Genomic DNA, 22608 nt, shown 5'->3' with positions numbered 1-22608 from the left:
AAAATGCATATTTTTACTTTTCCGACAAAAAAACTGATTCCGGACTATTTCCGAAATCAGTTGCATCGGTTTAGTAAGGATTCGGATCTTCTTGCGGTGTATCCGGAATTTCCGTTGGTTCCGGAAACGTGTCTGGCTCCGGTTGACGGATTGGATCTTCCTGCGGTGTCTCCGGAATTTCTGACGGAGGTGTCGTCGGAATCTCGTCCGGTTGTTGATTCGGTTCGTGTTCCGGCACTTCATTCGGATTTTTCTTCATGATGAGTTCCTCCTTATGATGTAATGTAATCGCCGCCGTTGATATGAATCGTTTGACCGGTGACGTAACTGGAGTCGCGTGACGCCAGGTAGACATACGCCGGTGCGTTTTCCGACGGTTGGCCGCGTCGTTTCATCGGTGTGTCTTCCCCGTGTGCTTCCACCTTTTCTTTTGTGAACGTTGCCGGGATGAGCGGCGTCCAAATCGGACCGGGTGCAACGGCATTGACGCGAATCCCTTTTTCAATCAAGTTTGACGCCAGCGAACGCGTCAACGTCGTGATTGCCCCTTTGGTTGCCGAGTAATCGATCAGTGATGGTGCCCCGCGATACGCCGTGACGGACGATGTATTGATGATCGAATCTTCCTTGTTCAAATGCGGTAACGCAGCCTGCGTCAGATAAAACATTGAAAAGAGATTCGTTTCGAACGTCTCTTTTAACTGATCCGGTGTGATTGCCAAGAAATCGTCTTGCGGGAACTGTTTTCCGGCATTGTTGACCAGGATATTCAATTGACCAAACTCTTGAATGACCTGATCAATGATCGGTTGGGCGTTCTCCGGTTGACTGACATCTTTCGCAAGCGCCAGTGCCTTGACACCATACCCTTCAATCAATTGTTTCGTTTTTTCTGCATCCCGTCCCTCATTTAAGTACACGATGGCGACGTTTGCGCCCTCTTTGGCATAAGCAATCGCGACGGCACGCCCAATGCCGCTGTCTCCGCCCGTTATCAACGCCACTTTGCCTTTCAACTTACCTGATCCGACGTATTCCGGGTCGTCGTACACCGGTTCCGGATTCATTTCGGCTTCGATTCCGGGTTGTTGATCCTGTGTTTGTCCCCGTGCTTGTTGATGCATCTGCTCTAATTCTTCCTCACGCATATGACCCAACCCCTTTTCAATATTTAATGACTACCTTCATTAACATTCCCTTGCCATACCGCAATAAACGTTTTCCGAGAAATAATCTCAAATATTTTAAAAGCAGGTCAAATCGACTGAACATCGAATAATGGTTTCAGAGCACGTCATCCGATCGTTGATATCGCGATGAAAAGAAGGAGGTTCACCTGATGCCTGTCCGCTTACAAAAAATGAATGATGCCGAAGTAGAAAAAGGGGTACCGTTCGATTGCCAAAAACCTTTAACACACTGTTACTTCGTTGATTTCCCGAAAAAGTTCTTATTTCTTGAAGATGTTTTACAGACGACACTTGAGGAAGTGAACATCGATTTTCTCTACTTCTATATGCGGTTCCATAGATTAATGGAGGAAAATGTGACAACCCATTGCCGGAATACTCATTTAACACTCAACTATTTAGCCGACATAGACGGCGATTTGTACGTTCAGATCGATATACGCGACGTCCATGACTTGATTCATACGTTTCCCTTAATCGAATTGATCACACATAATATGGACGACCTTACGTTATTTTCGACTGCCCCAAATCTTCAAGTCGTTGCTTTAGTTGCAGACAGTTTAGGCGATTCCAGAACGTTCACAGTGGATCACCGGGACGACCGATCGGTCACACTTTTTGTGCCCGAAGTTTACGCCTGGTCCTTTTCGATCTATTCAAATGACTATACATGTCAGTCGGAGGCTCTCTCTGCACTGCTTCAAAAGATTTTTAAGCAACCGATTGAACTACTATCCGCAAACGACTGACGGTCGGATGCAGAGCATCACGTGATCTCGGAAACTAAAAGAAGAGCTGACGCTATAGTGTGCGCCAGCTCTTCTTTCTATTAAGACGTTTTCTCATTGTCCCGGAACAACCGATCCCACTTCCCTGCTTCAATCATCGTCTGCAACTGAACGGGATAGAGGGTGACCGTCGATAACTCCTCAAGCGGAATAAACCGGTACATTAATTCTTGTCCCTCCACCCCAAAAAATTCTTCAGTCATGACCGTCATCTCATGCAACACGGTTACTTCATAATAAAATCCGACTTCATGAAAAGAAATTTCATCATATGTAAAAAAGTTTTCGTGAACCGATAGAAAACGGCTGACCTCTGCCGCAAGACCCAACTCTTCTTTGATTTCGCGGATGACAGCCTCTGCTCCTGATTCCATCAAACGTATCCGTCCGCCCGGCAATGCCCAAAAATCATCCCGGACATTTCTGTGAATCAACAGATGACCTTCTTTGACGATCACTGCTGCGGCCCGGTGGTTAAACCGCTGCTGTCCCACGGTAAATTTAATATCCATCTTGTGATCTTCCTCCTTTTTGTTATCGACCCATACTTTTTCACAGTTTCCCACAATCAGAATTATGTCAAAAAACCGATAACCTGTAATAAAATTTTCGCTGGTATGACAGCATTTCAGAATTATTTAAAACGATATATTACAATACATATTAATTTCCTATATTTAAGCAATCAAACTGAAATGTTATTTTCAAAACGACCGATGCTATACTCGGTTTATCAAATTTACTACTTCGACGCAGTATTCATATACAGCCTTATACTTTAAGCAAGACAGCAACGATCTGTCACCAATCATCGACCGTCAATTGTTTTCACATCAGGAGGAACTACTACATGAAACGTATTTTAACAACCGTCACGATGAGCGCACTCGTCGTTTCAGGATTTGCCAGCACGGGTACAGGAAAAGTTGAAGCTGCAAGCTCTTCTTCTTATAAAGTCAAAGTCACGGCCGATGGATTACGTGTCCGGACCGGTCCTTCCACGAAATATAAAATCGTCGCTGGCGTCAATGCCGGACAAACCTTTAAATACTATGGTAAAAAAGGCAACTGGACGAAAATTTCGTACGGCGGTAAAAAACGCTACGTCTATTCCAGTTATGTAAAACGATATAGCACAGGCAAACAGGCTACAGCTAAAAAAGCTTCCTTCTCAACAGGTTTCCTCCGTCCGACAAGCGGACGCGTCTCGCAAGGATACGGAAGTGCAAGCGGCCGCTACGGATACACGTTCCATAACGGCATCGACATCGCAGCAGCAACAGGGACAACGGTCCGTGCGACTGCTTCCGGTAAGGTCATCAAATCTGGCTACCAAGGTGCATACGGCAACTATGTCATGATGACACATAAAGTGAATGGTTTGACCTACACAAGTGTCTATGCCCACTTGAGCAGCCGTTCGGTCTATTCAGGTCAGTCAATCGCCAAAGGAACGAAAATCGGTAACGTCGGCAGTACCGGGAACTCAACCGGTTCACACCTTCACTTCGAACTTCACCGCGGCGGTTACATCTATAGCGGATCATCAGCAGCCAACACGATCAACCCGCTCAGCGTTTTATGATTACTTCGGACACCCTCTTACGGGTGTCCGTTTTTTTAAACCTTTTTAAAAATAAGTCCCCTGAAATAAATTCATTCTAATTATTGGAAAAACTATCATAACATACTGATTGTTCTGATTTCCGAATAATTTCAAAAAAGCCCCGTTCAATCAATTCAAATCAATGAATTGGGCAAAGACAGTTCGAAAATAAATAACCTAAAATAAGGCAAAAAATAATTTCTATTCTCTATAATATAAAATAACGAAACATTATAGAAATAATATTGTAATATTTAAACATTTTTACTAATGGTACACTCATCTAAGAATTCCATAGAACAACATTACATATTACACCACCCACATGCACGGACAAGGTCCGACAGATTCAAAGGAGGATTTACTGATTTGAAAAAATTATTTACTACGCTGACGGTGTCTGCTATTGCCATCGCCGGTTTCTCGACATATGCCGTTCCAAAAGCTGATGCGGCAACGTTTTATAAGGTTAAAGTCATGAACGACGGATTGCGTGCCCGCACCGGTCCCGCGACGACATACGGCATCATCACAGGTCTTGATAAAGGCGATACATACAAATACTTGGGCCGGACCGGAAATTGGACAAAAATTCTGTACGGATCACGTAAAGTCTACGTCTCTTCTACATATGTCAAAAAATATTCTGTCACGACATCATATAAAATCAAAATCATGGTCGATAATCTCCGCGTCAGAAGCAGTTCGTCCACAAGCAGTTCCCAGGTCGGGACCGTCAACAGCGGACAAACCTTCCGTTACCTCGGTCGGACGGGAGACTGGATTAAATTCTTATATAACGGTAACAAACGATTTGTCCATGCCGATTACGTCAAAAAATATACGGTTACGAGCTTAACCAATTCGGGTGGGGCAACAAAAGCCTCAAACGATTTCATCACGCCGACCAGTGGACCGATTACGCAAGGATATGGTCAAGCAAGCGGTGTCTACGGCTATACGTTCCATAACGGAATCGATTACGGTGCCCCGAAAGGCACACCGGTTTATGCGACGGCAGCCGGGAAAGTCATCACTTCTCAATTAAAAGGTGCCTATGGCAATTATGTCATGGTCAAGCATTCGATCGACGGCGCTTCCTTCACGAGTCTCTATGCCCACATGAACAGCCGATCGGTCTCAGTCGGACAATCGGTCTCAAAAGGACAGCTTCTCGGTACGGTCGGTCAAACAGGAAATGCGTTCGGAACGCATCTTCATTTTGAACTGCATCGCGGAACATACGTCTACAGTGCGACATCGGCGGCAAGCAGCGTCAATCCGTTGAACTACCTGTAACAACTCGAACATCCCCTTATTTCTCACGAAGTAAGGGGATGTTTTGTTTTTTCAGATGTCTCATACAACCGTATAACGTCCAACGATCGCGTTTCATTCTCTTCTATCAGTGGGAAATGAAACATACGTCGATTGACCATAGACGTTTCGCATTCTATAATTCAAATAGACATTTGAATGTATCAGGAGGTATCATTATGCCGCATAATCATAATCATGAGCATCATCACACCGACAATAAAAAAGTATTACTTCTGTCCTTCATGATCATCACGCTGTTTATGATCGTCGAGGTGATCGGCGGATTTTGGACGAACAGTCTGGCTTTGTTATCGGACGCAGGACATATGCTGAGTGACTCGATTTCGCTTGCGATTGCGCTCGCCGCCTTTCACTTTTCGACCCAGAAACCGGATGCGAATAAGACGTTCGGATCAAAGCGGTTCGAAATTCTCGCGGCGATTTTCAACGGCGTCGCACTGATCGGTATTTCGCTTTATATTTTCGTCGAAGCCGTACAACGCTTTGTTAATCCACCGGCTGTCGCAACGACCGGGATGTTGATCATCAGTATACTCGGACTTCTTGTGAATCTGCTTGTAGCTTGGATCATGACGCGCGGCGGTGGCCATGAAGACAATCTGAACATGCGTGGTGCCTACTTGCATGTCTTAAGTGACATGCTCGGCTCGATCGGTGCCATCGTTGCCGCCCTGTTGATCATGTTCTTCGGCTGGGGCTGGGCAGATCCGCTCGCAAGTATCATCGTCGCGATCCTCGTTCTGCGCAGCGGCTATTATGTAACGAAAGCCGCCGTCCACGTCCTGATGGAAGGAACACCGAGCGATGTCGACATCGATCAAGTAGTTTCGACGATTCAGACAAATGAAGCGATCCTCGGTCTGCATGATCTTCATATTTGGTCGATTACGAGCGGTTACAATGCGTTATCCTGCCACGTCGTCGTCAAAGACGATATGACCGTCCGCGAATCGGAGTCAATCCGTGAACAACTCGATCACGACTTAAAACATGTCGGTATCACCCATGCGACGATTCAAGTCGAGACCGCGCAACATGACCATGAAGATCAACTTTACTGTCACGGTGAACAAAAGCCGCACGTTCACTAAGGTTGGCTGTTCTTCTAAATTAAAAGAGTAAAAGACGATGCATCCCTTTAATGGGGCATCGTCTTTTTTACTTACTGTCCATACAACGTATCGTCAGTTCTTTAACTTTGCCTGATACGCTTTCGAATAGCGGTCCGCTGCAATGATTGCATCCGCCACTTCATCGGCCGTGACATCAAAACCGCTGTGAATCGTCTCCCCTTCTGCTGTTGCCGCCTGTCCGACTTTTAATATGTCTTCCCGTGAGGCATCTTTCAGTTTAACGTCTTCCAGTGTGACCGGTAGACCAAGGTCCATATAAAAAGCGATGTACCGCTCAATCTCTTCTTGCGGATGTTCTTCCAGCGCCAGTTGCACGAGCGTCCCGAACGCAACCTTTTCACCGTGCGTCAGGTGATGGATGTCCCCGTCGAGTGCCGTGAACCCGTTATGAATGGCGTGTGCTGCCGCAAGACCACCGCTCTCAAAACCAAGACCACTGAGCAAGGTGTTCGCTTCGACGACGGCTTCGAGGGCCGGCGTAACGACCTTTGCCTGGACCGACTCATAGGCGAGGCGTCCGTGCTCAAACAGGACTTCCTCGCAGCGTTTCGCGATCGCTTCCGCCGCAATCGTCGGTCGTCCGCCGGCCATCGTCGATCCGCCGAAGGCAATGACACTCCGTACTTCGACCCAAGTTGCCAGTGCGTCGGCGATACCTGAGGCAAAGAAGCGGGCCGGTGCTTCCGAGATCAACTTCGTGTCGACCAAAACAAGATCGGGATTTTTGTTGTAGAATCGATAACTTTCAAAAATTCCGTCTTCGGAATAAATGACCGATAAGGCACTGGTCGGTGCATCGGTCGACGCGATGGTCGGAACGATGACAACCGGCAGATGCAGTTCGTCGGAGACGGCTTTGGCTGTATCCAGCGTTTTCCCGCCGCCTACACCCATGACGAACTTGACAGCGGCGTCTTTCGCTTGCGTCGCAATTCGTTCGACCTCATGTTTTGAGGCTTCTCCGCTGAAATCCGCTTTTTCGATTTTGATTCCTTCAGTTGAAAATGAAGCTTGGACACGTTCCTCGACAATCCCCCAAACGACATCATCCGCGATGACGAGGGCCACATCACCAATCGGGCTCACGTATGTACCGAGCCGATCAATGACATTTTTTCCTTGGACGTACTTTGCCGGACTAATGAAAACACGTTCTGACATGTTCAACATCCTTTCTTTTTCAATGAGACCATCAACAATGACTTACATTATATTGCTTTCCTTTTCGCCCCGTGCTCTAAACACATCGAGCCGTGAACATTAGGTGAATTGCAGAACCTGTCGTGCCAAACTCTGACGTACCAATCGTCCGTCTGTCACCAAGCGGTCATCCGGGTTCTCCCCGAACCATTCGAGACTCGCTGTTTTTGTCGTTAACGCCAGCCTGAGTTCTTCAAAGAACCTGTCGTAGTCGACGATTCCATCAAACAACGGCACCATACCGTCCCGTGAGCCGCTTGCTGCATACACATTCGCCGGTTCAAAAACGCTAAATTGATCCGTTCGCGCCACCGTTTTTAGATGAAGATGTTCAACGACGGGCTCAATCCGGCGATAGGCTGCGACCGGATCGGCACCGGATTCAGCGACATGGAGAACATCGAAATTCACACGGCAGGCCGGATGGTTGACCTCGTGCAATAACCGCTCCGTCGATTCGATTGTATCCGCCGCCGTATTCGGATGAATTTCAAGCAACACCAACTGTTTTGCCTGATCCAAGACTTTACAGATGCCGCTCAATTGATAGACAAGTCGCGCCCGTTCCGCCTCCGTTAGTTGATGGCTCGCCTTGTGGCCGGCAAAAATCCGGATCCGCCGGGTTCCGAGCCGCTGGGCGAGACGAGACAAGGCTTTCGTTTGTTCAAGCAAGACCGACAGCGCAGCGTCAAACGACAGGTAATGGCTGAGCATACTGACATGAACTCCGCTGTTTTGTAACAAGGCAAGGTCTGCTTCCTCCAGATGCTTCGCATGAACACCCCAGACATCCATCGCCTCAAACTCGTTTGCTGCGGCAAACCTCACCAATTCATCGAATGACCGTAGATGATGCCGGTAGCTGATCGTACAAAGTGCGAGTTGCATCCGTTTCCCCTTCTTTCTGTTGAAATCGGCTGAACAAATCAACAAGCTGCCGTTTGATGTCATCTTCCAGCGTCGTTTGTGCGACGAGCCATTGTTGGATATCCAGTAAATCTGTCCGGTCGCGGGTCATGCTGTATTTAATCGACCGGTGTTGAATGATGGTATATTGATTGACCAATCGCTCGATTTTGTCACACCAGTCGTCAAAATCGGACGCCACTAAATCAATTCCCAAGCGTTCATAAAAATAGGCAAAGGCGTGCTCATAGGCGTATTTGCGGATGGCGATGACAGGCAGTTGCTTTAACGCCTCCGGCAACCTTTCCGGGCTCGACGCATGGTGTAAGATGACCTGTTCGACCGCTTCCGTCAACGGATGGTGCCGCTTGAGACCACTCATGAAATAAGCGGAGACGGTTTCCGTGTCCGGCAGTTTGACCTGACTCCCGTCAAACCAAAACCCACCGGAGACGGTCGGCTGATTGACGGCCTGGAGAATCCGTGTCCGATCAAATTCTCCTTCATACCGGAAGTCCGGATCGAGCATCCGCCACCTGTCTTCATCATCCGTTGGTTCGAGCATCACGTAATGCGGAAAGACCTCGTGATGAAACTTGTTTTCCCGCTCCGGTAACCGGGCGAGGTCGAGCATGACGATGACAGACTGTTCAGGTCGTTTTGTTTTCATGAACTGTTCCAGAACGGTGAGGTTCGCTGCTTTAGAGCGGGACGGATCGTACCAGGACTGAACGGTGATTCCATACAGCAAGCGGTACCAATCGAGCATTGCTTCATGACTGATATGCGCCGCATGGTGGGACAGGACAAACTCAGACGTCAACGCAAAGTCAGCGTCCCAGATACCAAAGTAGTACGGACGATGGTCGGCGTCCGATCGTTTGATTACTTCACACACACAACTGACGAGACAGTGAACTTTAATCATCAGACGACCTCCTTTCGTGCCAACGATTGCAGCAACTGATCGACCGTCATCTGCGGCAGTTGAGCAAGCTGCTCATCAGCGAGGACATACCCGTGTTCGAGTTCCAGATGAACGAGCAATTGCAACAGCCGCATCGAATCCAGCTGCAAGTCGTCCCGAAGCCGTTCGCCTCCCATCACTGCTTGTCGCAAGGTGACCTCCAGCTGTTCCTCGACAATCTGACGAAATGACGTGTAATCAAGGAGCAGATTCATGACGTCACCCCCAGACGTACGCGACTGACTTTCCCGTTCGGCAGCTTTTCAATGGCCGGTACAAACGTCCAATCCGACGGACATTGATGGGGCGCAAGCTGTTCCCGACAATAGGTCCGCAATGCGGCTTCCTTCGCCGAGCTGACGACTTGGACACAGACGCGTTCACCCTGCAGACGGTCTGTCCGTTTGAAGACGACGGCCTCTTCGACATCATCGTGACGGAGCAACACATCCTCGACATCCGCCGGATAAACCGACAGTCCGGACACATTGATCATTTCGTCGAGACGGCTGAAGAACAGCAATTCGCCGGTACTCGTCTGCCCCATTAAATCTTTGGTTCCGATCCACTGGTCTCCTGCCTTCACTTTCAACTCAGCCGGCTCGTCGATGGTACCGGTCTGGATTGTCAGATGTGGCAACGGATAGCCGATCGCTTGAGCTGATTTCGGAGCAGGATGTAAGGCGATGCAGCCGATTTCCGAACAGCCGTACTGTTGCAAAAGATGATCCGTTACGTCCCGAATCGCTTCAAACCAGACGGTCGGCACGGTCATCCCGGAAATCATCACCGCAAACAGCCGTTGCTTAAATTGGCTGAGTAAATAGACGAGTCCCGGTCCGGCATACAAAATGGCAGTCGGACGTGCCTGACAGACGTGTAAAATATGCTTCGGTGACAGGTTTTCCAAGATAATCGGTGTCGCTCCGCGCTCAAGTGTCGCCAAGACCCCGCAAATCAATCCGAATGAATGCGACGTCGGGCAGGCAACGATGGTGCCGGTCGTCACTGTTAACGGAAAACGTTGACCATAGGCTGCCAGTTCCTCGTCAATCGAGGCCCACGTCCGATGAATGACTTTCGCGTCGCCGGTCGTGCCGGAGCTGAACTGAATCAATCCTCCCGGTCGAACCGTTGACGCTGCCAAACGGATCGGCTGTTGAAAATCGGCATACACTAAATAATCACATCCCGCTTGTTCCGCCAGACGTCTTGCCCCGGCTTCCGGCAAATCCGGATGGAGCGGTACGACCGTCCCGTGCATCTGTTTCATATAGAGACAAAACGCGATCCATGCCGCTGTGTCCTTGACGCAGACGGCAACGACGGTCTGTGCGGGATCCGTGAGCCAATTGAGTCGACAGACCGGATGATCGGTCAGCATCTGTTTCGTATAAAACGTGTCTTCAATGTATAACATGCATTTCGCTTCCTTTCGGTGTTTGGGATTGCAGAGGATTACGGACCAGATGCCGGCACTGCGTCGTGTTGAATTTCCGTGCAACGAGCGACTCCGTATAGATTGTCGGCGTATCGAGTTGTAACGTTGCCAAACGAGCCGGCGTCAGATTCAGTCCAGCGAGTATGTCGGCGGTCCAGTTAAAAAAGGTGGTCTCGTCGAGCTGATGTATCTCTTTCAGCTGATGCGACAACTCCGTCAAATGAAAGACAAACACCGTATCGACGACGAGCTCGCGTAACGCTTCGACCTGGCCCATCTCGTAGTACAGATTAGTCGTTGAGCGAAATGCCGGATGCAGCGTATCGAACGTCGGAATCTTTTCCGGACGTTCGACAAACGAGCGGACAAATTCAACGCTGTCATGAAAATCCCGCAACATCAGCCGCGTCGGCCAACCGTTCTTCAAGACCAACAAAGCATTTTGGGCATGCGCCTCCACTGCGATTCCTTCTTCAACAAGCAGCCGGAAAACCGGTTCCAGATAGACGGTCAGAAACTGTTTGAGCCAGCGCTCGCGTCCGTAGGTCTTGAACCACGGTTCCAGAAACAGAGTCTCGTTCCCTTCACGGAGAGCGAGTGCCGTCAACGGGATGACCGTTTCGTCCGGTGACACGGCCGCCAAGACATTGTCCCGGTACAAACAGCCGATTCGTCCCGACAGGTCTCCGTCTGTCGTCTCGACGACTTGACTGGCGAATTCCCGGAGTATAGTCACCGGCAGTTCTTGCGTCCGGTCGATCAACCAGTCGGACAAAACAGGTGCTGCGACAATGTTCGGAACGGTGAACGTCCGTCGCGAGGAAGTCTGCATCAAATCGAGCGGGAGCTTGATGTGCGGAACCGTCGGCGCATCCGGTTGAAAAATGGTCCGGATCGATTGGGTCGCTTGAAACAGAGGTCCGGCTTCCCCCAGATCAATGCCGCCGGACGCGCGGACATCCGCTTCGACGTGTTGCCATTGCCACGGGTGGACCGGCAGAACGTGATAACCGGTCGGATCGTCGACCGCAGAGGCCAGCTTTTCCTGCAACCGGAGATACGTCTTGCGACCAAACGTCTGCTCCATCACACCTTCCATGCGTTGTTGATGAACGATTGATACCGGGAGGGCAACAAAGTGTAACCGGAAACGTTGTCCTGCTTCCGGTCCATAGCGCGAGTGGTCGTCACGCGAAAAGCCAATCCGGGACTTAAAACACGGATGGTACGGATGCCCTTCGACCAATGCTTGTTCCAGTTGTTCGTAGGACAGATGCGTCCGCAGCTCGGGATATGTCGGACACACGTCGGCAAACTGAACCGTCTGCCTCAGTTCCAACCGCAGCGGCTCCGCGAGTTGAAAACAGTCCATGATGTGCTCAAGCGTCGGCGATTGCTCGTGATTTCTCCGCGTCAAGACGACCGTCTCGATGTCGAGCCAAACGCGGTCAAACGCTCCCCGTCTGCCGTCGACTGTCAGTTCATACGGCGGACGGACAAAACGAAACGTTGTCTGTCCCTGTCGCCGGTGTTCGATGAACGGTTCGATCCGTTCAAACAGGATGGCTTCAAGAAGTTGTTTGCAGACACGTCGTTCGTTCGTCGTTCGCATGGCGGACCTCCCGGTGTAATGGATTGTCGATTTCGATGAAGATCACCCGCTCGCCGCTGACTTCGAGTTCGTCGAGCGCATGGAGCCGTGTCAACAAGTTCGCTTTATACGGTAACGTCGGCCGTGAACGGACATATTCGAGCCAATCCTTGCCACGTCCCGATAAGATCTGAATTTTTTGATCGCACCACGTTCCGACCCACTCGAGCATCGTTGATTCCGCAAGCAAGCCGTCGCGGTCAAACCGATGGATCAGACCGGCCAAGTGATTCCAGATCATGTAATACGTCAACCGCTCCTTGATCGTCGTTTCGTCGTAGAACAATTCCGGTGCGTCTGCCAGTGAGGCTTCGAGGTGGATTAGCTGGTTTTTGTTCGAACGGGCGAGATAATACCCCTGATTATCGCGAAACTGGTAGCTGACAGGACGTCCGTGTTCAAACCGGATCAGACTGTTTTGCTGGTGCGCTTCGAGCGCAATCCCGTAGTGTTCATACAACTCGACCAAGGTCCCGAGTGTCAGTTCGATATACGTCTCGAACCAGTCCCGGGCCGCTTGAGGCAGCGATTGATCCGCTCGCTTTGACTTCAAGACGAGCGATGCTAGGACGGACTGTTCTTGATCGAGCGGTTCCTGAACGAGTGCCGCGACGTTGATTGCATCTCCTTGGGCTTCGCGGTAGATGACTTCAAAACCGGACTCGTCTGCACCGGTCTGAACCGTTGCGTATGCCGGATCATGGGTAATCGAAAAGCCGTCCGGAAACGAAATTTGTTCGGCGAGACGCCGCATGACGAGTCCCGCAGTCAGTTCATGCCGTTTATTGACGCGACGCGAATTGGTGACCTGGACCGGAATCGAAAACTTCAGCATATGCGACCGATCCGCTTGCAGGATCGTCCGGATTGAAGATGTCGCGAAGTACGTCGGACCCAGTCGGCCGAGATGGCGAAGTTCGTTCGTCGCGATCAACTGTTGCACAGTCGGTTGCAACAAAAGATGTTGCGCCTGCAAAGGATGCGCGGGTAACAGGCGTTCTGACGCTGACAGTGCTACTGCTGATCCGAGTTGCTTCCGCATCTGTTCGCTGATCCGTTGATTCGTCGCACTGGCTTCCGTCAGCAGGGATTCATCAACCGCAAAATAATCGAGTTGGAACCCGTTCCTGAATTCCGGTGCATACGCGACTTGCTCCCAGTCATGCATTCCGACCCGGCTTTTCGGTGTCGGGTGGAACCAATGTCCGAACCGGACCGTCTGCTCGTGTTCAAGAAACGTCTCAGGGCAAATCGGCTCATTCAGCTCATGCGCGATGACGTGACACATACACCGGTGACTGTCGAGGACCCGGTACAATAAATCTGTTACGCCGGGAGCATGCCGTTGCAGATGTTGGCAACAGGCAATGATGAAGGTCAATGGTGCTTCCTCCGTCCATCCGCAGCTCGTTTGCCGGTAAATCCGTCCGATTTCGTGACGCCCGATCCTTGAACGGCGTCGGATTTCTAGGACATAGATGATCCCGACGTCGATCCGGCAGGCCGTCTCACCGAACCAGATGTTCTCCTCATCTGTTGGAATGAACCACTCGATCATGTCGACTTCACGGAGGTAGCTGTTGCCGAAAGCTTGGAGCGTTGCATGGGTTGCAATCTCTTCAGTTCGTTCTGTACGTGTCGTCATGACTGTCACACTCCTTCTAACAATTGATAATCATTCTCACTGTCAAAAAAGAGAAAAACGGGTTTCCCCGTTCTTTCTCCTGCTCTTCATCTGGTCATTTCAATAAGACGTCTTCAAGTTCTGTTAATCCTTTTTGGCGTTCGATTGGATCCCAGAAGCCCCACGTCGTCGACAATTGGTGGACTTGATTTTTTTTGACTGCTGTCAGCCCTTTCCAGACCTTTCCGTTCGTCACTTCATCGTAGTACGGTCCACTGTTGAAGTACGACAGATCAATGATGTGGTCGGGATTATATTTCGCCAGTCCTTCGATCGAAATGTTTTCCCCGAAGTCTTTTGGGAGACCTTTCGTCGGTGTCAGCCCGATATCATCAAACAACAGCGAGTTCGTCGCGTGGTTCGTCAGACCGTAGACCCGAATATCTTTTTTGTTGACCGAGACCGCCATGAAGGTCTCGTCCTTGACGTTTTCCTTGATCTGTTGACCGATGTCTTTTGCTTCTTTCGCCAAGTCATCGATGACTGCTTGTCCTTCTTCTTTCTTGTTGACCGCTTCCGCGACTTTCAGGTGATCTTCTTTCCAGTCACCACCCACCTCGACGGCGACTGTCGGGATCGTTTTCGCCAGTTTGTCATACAGCGGTTTGTACCGGTCACTGATGATCAACAAGTCCGGATCCAGTTTGACGATTTCTTCCGGATTGATTTCGTCCGCGTACGGCAATGCCTTTGTCCCTTTGAGTTCTTTCGTCAAGTGTGGTGGAAACTCATTATCGTATGCCATCACCGCATACGGTTTGACGCCGACGGAGACGAGCGATCCTTCCCACGAGACGTGCGACAGGACAACCACTTTTTTCGGATCATTCGGAACTTCTGTCTTTCCAAAAATATGTTCAACAGTGTGGACGGCAGCTGCTTTTTTTGTCGGTTGTTCGCTGGCCTCGCCTCCACAGGCGGCTAATACAACACACGTCGCGAGGACGGATGTGACACTGATGATTTTTTTCATGTGGTTCTTTTCCCCTCTCACTCTCGTTCTTCATTAGTAATGATAATCATTATCACTAAAGAGCAACATGGACGAACCAATCAACTTTCATGGACAAATCAAGCGTGGTTCATTTTCAATATAGTCTAACAATTGCTTCAGCATGTGGGTGCGTCCGAGTGGTCCCCAAGGATCCCAATCAACGCTGTCCGGATAATAGACTTGATGGCGCCTGACCGCCTGCAAGGTCTGCCATGTCGATTCTTGCTGAATCCGCTCGACATCAACCGGTTGACTCCATAAGATCAACAGGTTTTCGGGATCAACTCGTTGTAACGTCTCCAGCGTGACAATCTCATAAATGGCTTCAGGTAATCCCGGTGCCGGTTTCAGACCCAAATCATGAAATAAAAAATCAAGCATCGTATGTTGCTTCATCCCGTATAAACGCACCTCGTCCGGTCGAATCCAGACGACAGCCCATGTTCCGGTCTTGTTCCACGCCAAACGTTCCTTGACCGTTTGTTCGAGCGCTGTAATCTGCGCGACGATCGGCTCGAGCCGGTCTTCCCGATTCGTCGCTACGGCAATCAGTCGGAGATATTCACTCCAGCAGGTTTGATGCGGCAGTTCAAGGACATGGTCAGCCGGCAACCAGCTGATATCCTGTCCCTTCTCTAAACTCGGTGTCTTGATAATCAAATCCAGTGCCGTCGTCTCGAACCATTCCCGCTGAAGCGGTTGATTCGCGTCGTACAACCGGGTTCCGTCCAGTCCGGTCAAAAACACGGGTAATCCGCTTGCTCCGTATTCCGTCGGATAACTCGGTGCCAAAATCGGTTGCAGACCAAGTGCCAACAGATGATCCTGCAACAAGAGGCGGCTGGCAATGCCGATCCGGGGCGTAATCCGTTGTAAAAAATGGGTCGGCGACAGACCGGTCCGTTTTTTGAAGAGGCGGCTGAAGTAAAATTCGTCCTGCAGCCCCACTTTTTGTGCGATTTGCGCCAACGTCATCTCGTGTGAAGCGAGCATCCACTCTTTTGCCGTGCGAATCCGCAGTTGCGTCACATATTCTTTTGGTGTGGCGTGATACCGCTCTTTGAACAGCCGGTTAAATGTCGGTACCGACATTCCGAGATCAAGCGCCAGCTCATGGACGGACCTTTTCATCGACAAGTCCTTCAGCCACGAAGCGACCACTTCCTCAAACACATGATTCTCCTGTTCGCGGTTCAATGTCTCAAGCAGTTGATACAGAATTCGTAGTTGAGTCAACCCTTCCTGTTCCGAAGTCGGGCTGACATGCAGTTGCCGTAACCAGTCATGCAGGATGTCTGCATCTTGCCGATACAGGGCACACCGGTGTCCCGTCAACGTCAGGTGGTAGAACAAACAAGTCTCTTTTGCAGCCGGCAATACTTCGTCGATTTGTTCGATCCAGACGGCATCGCCCGGGTATAACCGGTGCCGGTTGCTGTATAAAAATCCGCTCCCTGCAACAACGATAACCAGTCCCGGCTTGACTGATCGCCGATCGCCTTCAAGCAACCAGTGCTTCTTGATTGGTAACGGTTTGATCTGTAACTCCATCCTGCCCACTCCCTAAAAAAACATTTGACAAAAAATTGGTCTTCGATGTACGTTTAATCGCGTTGATAATGAATCTGATTCTCAATTAAAAAGGAGAGACGTCTATGACTACATCCGTTCGACCACGCTCAATCCTGACGATTGTTGCTCTCACGGTTGGACTGCTCACGCTACTAAGTACACTGTCCTTGTTTTACGGTGCCGTGCCGATTTCCCGGGCGACCGTCCTTGCCTCGTTTCATTCCTTTGACGCCGGTAATCTGCAGCATCAACTCGTTCAAGAAGTCCGGCTTCCGCGTCTGATTTGCGCCGGGCTTGTCGGTATTGCTTTGGCGCTGTCGGGGACGATGATGCAAGGGTTGACCCGGAATGCGCTGGCTGACCCCTCCCTGCTTGGCATCACCCACGGAGCAGGACTTGGAGTCGCCTTGTCGCTGGCCTTTGTCTCGGAGCATTCATTTGTGACTTCGCTTGCCTTTTCGTTTGGTGGCGCCGCACTTGGGACAGCTGTCATTTTGCTGATCACAGTATTTGCCCGCGGACGCTTTTCACCGGTCACGTTGACCGTAGCCGGTTCGGCACTGAGTGCTTTATTCAGCGCTCTGTCGACCGGCATCACCCTGTTTCACCAAGTCGCCCAAGATCTCAGCTTTTGGTATGCCGGCGGGTTATCCGGGGCAAAATGGGCGCACGTGTTGGTCTTGCTTCCGGTCGTCCTGCTTGGACTCCTCATTTCCTTACATATCGCCCGCAGCATGACAGTCCTCTCGCTCGGAGAAGATGTTGCGACCGGGCTGGGGTCCTCGTTGACGAAAGTCCGGCTGCTTGGATTTTGCAGCATCGTCCTGCTTGCCGGTGTTGCCGTGTCGGTCGCCGGTGTCATCGGCTTTGTCGGCTTGATCATTCCCCATATCAGTCGCTTTTTAGTCGGGACGAACTATTACCTGTTGCTGCCGGTCAGCGCCCTGCTCGGCATGACGTTGTTGATTGCTTCCGACCTGCTGGCACGAATGATCAATCCGCCGTTCGAAACTCCGCTTGGAGCTGTCACCGCCCTGGTCGGAGTACCCTACTTCCTTTATCTCGCCCGCCGAAAGGAGTTGTCCGTCTGATGGATGTCTGGCATGCGGTAAAACAGGCGCGATTGACGCTGTTTTGTTTATGTAGTCTGCTCATTTTGACATTTGTGTACAGTCTGTCGACCGGGATTCTTCCCGTTTCGTTTAGCGCGATCGGCCGAACGTTGATCGGACAAGGAACGGAATCTGAACGGCTGATTCTCATCGATCTCCGGTTACCGCGGATGTTACTCGCATTGTTGATCGGTGCCGGACTAGCAGTGTCCGGGACACTACTTCAAGGGATGTCACGCAATGCCCTCGCCGATCCCGGCATTCTCGGAATCAATGCCGGTGCCGGATTGTTCGTTGTCTTGACACTGTTTTTCTTTCGCTCCGCTACACATCAACTTCCGATTCTGCCGTTCGTCGCTTTTGTCGGTGCGACGCTTGTCGCCTGGACGATTTACCGATTAGCGGGAAAAGCGGTCCAACCGGGACGTCTGTTGTTGATCGGCGTCGGAATCAACGCCCTGTGCGGCGCCCTCCTGATCATTTTTCAGTTGAAGATGGATCCGCGCGATTTTCAGCAGGCGACGGTCTGGTTGACCGGAAGCATCTGGCAGGCGGATTGGTCATCCGTTTTGACGCTTGCACCCTGGATCGTCTGTTTGGTGCCGCTTGCCTTTTTACACAGCCGGCCGTTGAATCTGTTGCAACTGAGCGGCTCGCTCCCGCAAACGTTAGGACTCCGAGTCGAACAGACACGGAAACGGATCTTATTGATCGCTGCCGCACTTGCCGGTTCCTGCGTCGCTGCCGGTGGCGGAATTTCCTTTATCGGTCTGCTCGCCCCGCACATTGCCCGGCGTCTTGTCGGACCGAACCATTACAGTCTGATTCCGGTCGCTGCCCTGCTCGGCAGCCTGCTGGTGTTGCTCGCAGACTTGATCGGGAAAAACCTGCTTGCTCCGGCCGACATTCCGGTCGGGATTGTCATCGCAATCCTTGGCGCACCTTATTTCATCGTGTTATTGTTCCGAAAATAAAGGCAGACCGATTCGCCGCAAGTGGACGGATCGGTCTTTTTCTCAGCGTTTGCCTTTTTGACCCAGAACATCGTAATACTGCTGGTCACTTCCTAAAATGAACGACGGCACCGGTTGACCACGACGTGCACGGTGACCTGCAAGATGGACGTCACTCGTCTCCCACGCTTTCCAGTCCTGTTCCGACTCCCAGCGAATCAGTACGATGACTTCTTCTTCGCCCCGCGTCCGCTTTTTTTGCAGGACACTGAGATCGATGAAGCCGGGTTGTTGTTCGATGATGCCTTCGCCTGCGAATCGTTCAATCATCGACTCCGCATGACCGGTTTCCACCCGAATTGTTTTAAGTTGGATGAACAGAAAAACCACTCCCTTTTAATTGATAATGAATCTCATTTGCAACAATACTATATCATCGTTCCTCCTCCTTTTGTCAATACCATTCCAATTTGTTTCCATCGATGATGATGTGACAGACAGCAAAAAAGCTGCTTCGATTCAAGATCGAAACAGCTTAACATCCATAGGATTAATATCTTTGCTCAAGCAACGCGTGACTGTTCCGGCCGGTAGGCTTTTTTCCGCCCGAATAATCCGCCTAAGATGGCTCCGATGATGGCCGGAACGACCCAACCGAGTCCGACGGAGAAGAACGGCAACACGTTTTCAAAAACGCGCAAGACCGGTCCGACCGGTGCTTCTGCCACTTTCAGTCCATCAAACAAACTGACGGCAAACGTCATCCACATCGCTCCCTGGTAGACCGCCGGTTTTCCTTTAAAAACGGAATGCAGGAACGTCAGGAAAATCAGACAGATTGCCAGTGGATAAAGCGTCAGCAGAACCGGTTTTGAAATCGCGATCAACTGGGTCAGACCGATGTTGGCAACGAGCGCGCTGAAGATCGACAGTCCAATCGTCCACTTGACGTACGAAATCTTTGGTAACAATAGCGCGAAGAACGAGGCGCAGGCCGTAATCAGACCGACACTCGTCGTCAGACATGCGACCGTAATCATCAGACCGAGTAAAATCGAGCCGTATGCGCCGAAGTAATAGTCGGACACCGCTGAGAGGATTTCCGCTCCGTTCGTCAGCGGACCAATTTTGGAGACACTGGAAGCCCCCATGAAGGCAAGGGCCGAATACGTGATGGCAAGTAAACTCGCCGCAATCAGGGCTGCTTTCGAACAAATAATGAGCAATTGTTTTTTCGACGTGACCCCTTTTTCCTTGATTGCCGAGATGATGATAATACCGAAGACAAACGCTCCGAGGGCATCCAGTGTCAAATAGCCTTCCTGGAAACCATTAAAAAAAGCGTTGTGCTGATACGTCGTCAAAGGATTCTGAAAACTTCCGATTGGCTTAATGACGGCAACGAGAATCAACAGCCCGATGAATGTAATCTTGATCGGTGTCAAAATTTTCCCGACGACATCCACGATTTTTGTCGGATTCAGCGACAACAGGCAGGCAAGCGTATAAAACAGAATCGAAAAAATCAGCAACGGTGTCGACGATGCGCCTTCCCCGAAAAATGGTTTGATCCCGATTTCATAGGAAACGGTTCCAGCGCGCGGAATCGCAAAAAATGGACCAATCGCTAAGTACAAGATGATGGCAAAGACAAGACCGAAGACCGGGTGGACCCGCGACGCCATCGCCCGTAAATCCGCTTCTCCGGAATAAGCAAACGCTAAGATCGCAAGCAGCGGTAAGCCGACGCCTGTAACCAGGAACCCGGCATTGGCAATCCAGACATTTTCTCCCGCCATTTGTCCGAGCATCGGTGGAAAAATCAGATTGCCTGCTCCGAAAAACAAGGCAAACAGCATCATACCGATGACGACGATAAAGGATGTTGGAACTGTTTTAGACATAAGAAACCCCCACGATTTAATTACGACCTGATTCATGTTTTATCAACGAATCAGGTACTTCGTTCGAAAGGATAACACAGGTCTGTGACCTCGTGCCAGGAGTTTATCTGGTGAATATTCTGACATTTCTCAAAAAACCTTGCTGTTTCACTCTTTTCTTAAAAAATGACTGCTGATGCGCTTGAACGATGTAATCGGTAACATAAGTTCATCTGACTAAGTTCAGAAAAGAGGAATCTTTTGTCTCTGATTCCCGTATGGATAATTGTGGTATATTTGGTTGATAGGAGGGGTTTTATGAAACGATTGTTGATTGGCATGACGTTAGCAAGTCTGCTCGCCGGCTGTTCCAACACACCGGAAGCCGAAAAAACAAAACCACCGGGACTGACATTCAAGCAGGATGAACAGACGATAAAAATCATTCCGCTTTACGATGCATATCAGTCATATGTCGATGCAACGCTCAAAGAGCCGACCGAGAACGGTGCCCTGTTTGAAAAACACGTTTTAGACGTGAAAGATAAGTGGATTGAGAAGGAAAAACTGACACCTACCTATCAGGACAGACGCATTTTAGAAATTCCTACCGACAATGCAGAAGAACTGAACAAAACGATTGCCTATTAAAAAAAACATCAGGATTCCATTCATCAACAGATTAAAAAAAGCCTTCAGACCTCAATCAAAGCACTGCCAAGAACAGATAAGCTGACAGTCTTCGTCGCGCCTTATGAGATTCATAATGCGGCTGATATTCAACGTCACGGCGGTGCTACCGGTTTTGCCTCCGGGACAAACATGTTCACCCTTTACTTAGCAAAAGATTTTTCAAAAGACACACTGGCGAATACCATCGCCCACGAATACCACCATACTGTCGCTTTTGAAAGCAACACTCATGACTCGGTGTTCAACGGTATCCTTTTGGAAGGTGAAGCGGACATGTTTGCTGCGCAGGTCTATCCAAAAGGGAAATCGGAAGCGACCGAACCGTTTCTCGATCATACGCTGGAAAATCTGTTGACACAGATCAACAACCATAACGTGAATGCGTACGATTTACGATACGGCAACTATGACAAAGACATTCCGCCGCTTGCTCAATATACGCTCGGCTATATGATCATGACGGACTTCATCCAGAAAAATCCTGATGTTCCCGTTGCCAAGTGGACCAAGATGCCGACAACTGATATTTTGGAGAAAACCGGCTATGCGAAGAAGTTGACGATCCGTTAGGCAAAATTCCGATAAACTGATGCTAAAAAAACCACGGATCGCGTGTCTTTGAAACAGACATACGAACCGTGGTTTTTGATATTATCATCCGAACACTTATTTAAAGGCAGGAATCGCCGTTTCGTCATAATTGTCCTCGAGGAACTTTTTGACTTTCGGACTTGTCATTGCTTTCGCAAGCTTTTGAATCGCTTCTGAATCCTGATTGTCCTTCCGGGCAACGAGCGTGATCGCAAAGTCATTTTCGACGCCTTCCGTCACAAGGGCATCTTTCTTCGGAGTCAGACCGAGCGGTGAAGCATAGGCCGGCGTCATGATGACCGCATCCGCATCATCATAAAGGCGGGCGAGCATCAGCAAATCCACTTCCTTGAACTTAAAGTTACGTTTGTTTTCCGTGATGTCTTTCATCGTGTAGTACGGACCGGTTTTCTTTTTCAACTTGATCGCATCATGCTGTGCGAGCAGAGCGAGCGACCGGTCGATGTTCGAGACGTCATTTGCGACGGCAATAACAGCACCTTTCGGCAATTGGTCCATCTTTTTATACTCTTTTGAGTACAAACCGTAGTTCGCAAAGTAAATCGGTTGAATCGGAACAAGATTGGCTTTGTTGTTGCGGTTGAACTCTTCCATGTACGGGACGTGTTGGAAGAAGTTCGCATCGACTTCTTTTGCTGCGAGGGCACTGTTCGGCTGCACGTTGTCACTGAGGACAACGACTTCCAGATTAACGCCCTCTTTTTTGAGTTCCGGTTTAACGAGATCGAGAATTTCCGTCATCGGTTTGATCAGTGACGCGACTTTTAACGTCTCTGTTTTTGACGCCGATTCTTGTTCATCCTTTTTATCGGCGTTGCCGCATCCGGCTAAGGCCAACACAAAAACGCTGAGTAATACCATGATTTTTTTCATCTTGAA

General features: G+C 49.9%; 23 protein-coding genes. 8 read left to right on the top strand and 15 right to left on the bottom strand.

The genetic code is table 11. The features are described 5' to 3' along the window. Nucleotides 1-70: 70 nt before the first annotated feature. Together HNY42_RS07555 and HNY42_RS07550 are read right to left on the bottom strand one after the other, a co-directional pair. The gene (locus tag HNY42_RS07555) at nucleotides 71-259 is read right to left on the bottom strand and encodes a hypothetical protein (protein ID WP_131502899.1); all 189 of its coding nucleotides are present in this window, start codon (nucleotides 257-259) and stop codon (nucleotides 71-73) included. A 13-nt stretch (nucleotides 260-272) separates the two neighbouring features. Beyond that, nucleotides 273-1148 carry an SDR family oxidoreductase gene (locus HNY42_RS07550; protein WP_188005366.1) on the bottom strand — a complete coding sequence of 292 codons (876 nt, stop codon included), beginning with the start codon at nucleotides 1146-1148 and terminating at the stop codon, nucleotides 273-275. Nucleotides 1149-1339: 191 nt separating this feature from the next. Between HNY42_RS07550 and HNY42_RS07545 the strand changes: the two genes are divergently transcribed. Beyond that, on the top strand, nucleotides 1340-1942 hold the full coding sequence (locus tag HNY42_RS07545; protein WP_188005365.1) for a hypothetical protein: 603 nt from the start codon (nucleotides 1340-1342) through the stop codon (nucleotides 1940-1942). An 80-nt stretch (nucleotides 1943-2022) separates the two neighbouring features. On the opposite strand, the gene HNY42_RS07540 is transcribed toward HNY42_RS07545, so the two are convergent. Beyond that, nucleotides 2023-2493 carry an NUDIX hydrolase gene (locus tag HNY42_RS07540; protein WP_188005364.1) on the bottom strand — a complete coding sequence of 157 codons (471 nt, stop codon included), beginning with the start codon at nucleotides 2491-2493 and terminating at the stop codon, nucleotides 2023-2025. A gap of 338 nt (nucleotides 2494-2831) precedes the next feature. On the opposite strand from HNY42_RS07540, the gene HNY42_RS07535 reads away from it, so the two are divergent. The 3 genes from HNY42_RS07535 (at nucleotide 2832) to HNY42_RS07525 (ending at nucleotide 6019) form a co-directional block, all read left to right on the top strand. After that, the gene (locus tag HNY42_RS07535) at nucleotides 2832-3566 is read left to right on the top strand and encodes a peptidoglycan DD-metalloendopeptidase family protein (protein ID WP_131973042.1); all 735 of its coding nucleotides are present in this window, start codon (nucleotides 2832-2834) and stop codon (nucleotides 3564-3566) included. A 390-nt stretch (nucleotides 3567-3956) separates the two neighbouring features. Continuing rightward, nucleotides 3957-4886 carry a peptidoglycan DD-metalloendopeptidase family protein gene (locus tag HNY42_RS07530; RefSeq protein WP_188005363.1) on the top strand — a complete coding sequence of 310 codons (930 nt, stop codon included), beginning with the start codon at nucleotides 3957-3959 and terminating at the stop codon, nucleotides 4884-4886. Nucleotides 4887-5083: 197 nt separating this feature from the next. Beyond that, a complete protein-coding gene (locus HNY42_RS07525; RefSeq protein WP_188005362.1) occupies nucleotides 5084-6019 on the top strand; it encodes a cation diffusion facilitator family transporter in 936 nt (311 codons plus the stop codon). 93 nt (nucleotides 6020-6112) lie between these two features. On the opposite strand, the gene HNY42_RS07520 is transcribed toward HNY42_RS07525, so the two are convergent. The 9 genes from HNY42_RS07520 to HNY42_RS07480 all read right to left on the bottom strand — a co-directional run bounded on the left by HNY42_RS07520 (nucleotide 6113) and on the right by HNY42_RS07480 (nucleotide 16455). Then, nucleotides 6113-7222: a glycerol dehydrogenase gene (locus HNY42_RS07520; RefSeq protein ID WP_188005361.1), complete on the bottom strand. Its 1110-nt coding sequence runs from the start codon at nucleotides 7220-7222 to the stop codon at nucleotides 6113-6115. 99 nt (nucleotides 7223-7321) lie between these two features. After that, nucleotides 7322-8149, bottom strand: coding sequence for a sugar phosphate isomerase/epimerase family protein (locus tag HNY42_RS07515; RefSeq protein ID WP_188005360.1), 828 nt, complete (start codon nucleotides 8147-8149; stop codon nucleotides 7322-7324). Then, on the bottom strand, nucleotides 8094-9095 hold the full coding sequence (locus HNY42_RS07510; protein WP_188005359.1) for a DUF6005 family protein: 1002 nt from the start codon (nucleotides 9093-9095) through the stop codon (nucleotides 8094-8096). Before HNY42_RS07510 ends, HNY42_RS07515 begins: the two co-directional genes overlap by 56 nt. Beyond that, nucleotides 9095-9349, bottom strand: coding sequence for a phosphopantetheine-binding protein (locus tag HNY42_RS07505; RefSeq protein ID WP_131502906.1), 255 nt, complete (start codon nucleotides 9347-9349; stop codon nucleotides 9095-9097). The genes HNY42_RS07510 and HNY42_RS07505 overlap by 1 nt, the downstream gene beginning before the upstream one ends. Further along, nucleotides 9346-10554 (bottom strand): AMP-binding protein, encoded by a 1209-nt coding sequence (locus tag HNY42_RS07500; RefSeq protein ID WP_131502907.1) that lies wholly within the window; start codon nucleotides 10552-10554, stop codon nucleotides 9346-9348. The genes HNY42_RS07505 and HNY42_RS07500 overlap by 4 nt, the downstream gene beginning before the upstream one ends. Beyond that, nucleotides 10541-12187: an IucA/IucC family protein gene (locus HNY42_RS07495; RefSeq protein WP_188005358.1), complete on the bottom strand. Its 1647-nt coding sequence runs from the start codon at nucleotides 12185-12187 to the stop codon at nucleotides 10541-10543. Before HNY42_RS07495 ends, HNY42_RS07500 begins: the two co-directional genes overlap by 14 nt. Next, nucleotides 12144-13871 (bottom strand): IucA/IucC family protein, encoded by a 1728-nt coding sequence (locus HNY42_RS07490; protein ID WP_188005357.1) that lies wholly within the window; start codon nucleotides 13869-13871, stop codon nucleotides 12144-12146. The genes HNY42_RS07495 and HNY42_RS07490 overlap by 44 nt, the downstream gene beginning before the upstream one ends. Before the next feature lie 94 nt (nucleotides 13872-13965). Then, nucleotides 13966-14883 (bottom strand): ABC transporter substrate-binding protein, encoded by a 918-nt coding sequence (locus HNY42_RS07485; RefSeq protein WP_131973051.1) that lies wholly within the window; start codon nucleotides 14881-14883, stop codon nucleotides 13966-13968. A gap of 87 nt (nucleotides 14884-14970) precedes the next feature. Then, nucleotides 14971-16455, bottom strand: a complete 1485-nt coding sequence (locus tag HNY42_RS07480) for a helix-turn-helix domain-containing protein (RefSeq protein ID WP_188005356.1) — start codon at nucleotides 16453-16455, stop codon at nucleotides 14971-14973. Nucleotides 16456-16559: 104 nt separating this feature from the next. Here HNY42_RS07480 and HNY42_RS07475 point away from each other — a divergent pair, with 104 nt between their 5' ends. Next, entirely contained in the window at nucleotides 16560-17567 is a 1008-nt protein-coding gene (locus tag HNY42_RS07475) for a FecCD family ABC transporter permease (RefSeq protein WP_188005355.1), read from the top strand. Continuing rightward, nucleotides 17567-18562 carry a FecCD family ABC transporter permease gene (locus HNY42_RS07470; RefSeq protein WP_188005354.1) on the top strand — a complete coding sequence of 332 codons (996 nt, stop codon included), beginning with the start codon at nucleotides 17567-17569 and terminating at the stop codon, nucleotides 18560-18562. The genes HNY42_RS07475 and HNY42_RS07470 overlap by 1 nt, the downstream gene beginning before the upstream one ends. 42 nt (nucleotides 18563-18604) lie before the next feature. Here HNY42_RS07470 and HNY42_RS07465 read toward each other — a convergent pair whose 3' ends face one another. Together HNY42_RS07465 and brnQ are read right to left on the bottom strand one after the other, a co-directional pair. Next, on the bottom strand, nucleotides 18605-18922 hold the full coding sequence (locus HNY42_RS07465; RefSeq protein ID WP_131503178.1) for an antibiotic biosynthesis monooxygenase: 318 nt from the start codon (nucleotides 18920-18922) through the stop codon (nucleotides 18605-18607). A 182-nt stretch (nucleotides 18923-19104) separates the two neighbouring features. After that, nucleotides 19105-20445 (bottom strand): branched-chain amino acid transport system II carrier protein, encoded by a 1341-nt coding sequence (brnQ, locus tag HNY42_RS07460; RefSeq protein ID WP_188005353.1) that lies wholly within the window; start codon nucleotides 20443-20445, stop codon nucleotides 19105-19107. Between the two features lie 297 nt (nucleotides 20446-20742). On the opposite strand from brnQ, the gene HNY42_RS07455 reads away from it, so the two are divergent. Both HNY42_RS07455 and HNY42_RS07450 read left to right on the top strand, forming a co-directional pair. Then, nucleotides 20743-21075: a hypothetical protein gene (locus HNY42_RS07455; protein WP_188005352.1), complete on the top strand. Its 333-nt coding sequence runs from the start codon at nucleotides 20743-20745 to the stop codon at nucleotides 21073-21075. An 18-nt stretch (nucleotides 21076-21093) separates the two neighbouring features. Then, on the top strand, nucleotides 21094-21687 hold the full coding sequence (locus tag HNY42_RS07450) for a DUF2268 domain-containing putative Zn-dependent protease (RefSeq protein WP_188005426.1): 594 nt from the start codon (nucleotides 21094-21096) through the stop codon (nucleotides 21685-21687). A 96-nt stretch (nucleotides 21688-21783) separates the two neighbouring features. Here the strand turns inward: HNY42_RS07450 and HNY42_RS07445 are convergent, their stop codons facing one another. After that, on the bottom strand, nucleotides 21784-22602 hold the full coding sequence (locus HNY42_RS07445) for a MetQ/NlpA family ABC transporter substrate-binding protein (RefSeq protein WP_188005351.1): 819 nt from the start codon (nucleotides 22600-22602) through the stop codon (nucleotides 21784-21786). Between the last annotated feature and the right edge of the window lie 6 nt (nucleotides 22603-22608).

This window comes from Exiguobacterium sp. Helios (assembly GCF_014524545.1).
In the GTDB taxonomy this organism is placed as follows: domain Bacteria; phylum Bacillota; class Bacilli; order Exiguobacteriales; family Exiguobacteriaceae; genus Exiguobacterium_A.
This window is presented reverse-complemented; position numbering and strand designations above follow the sequence as displayed.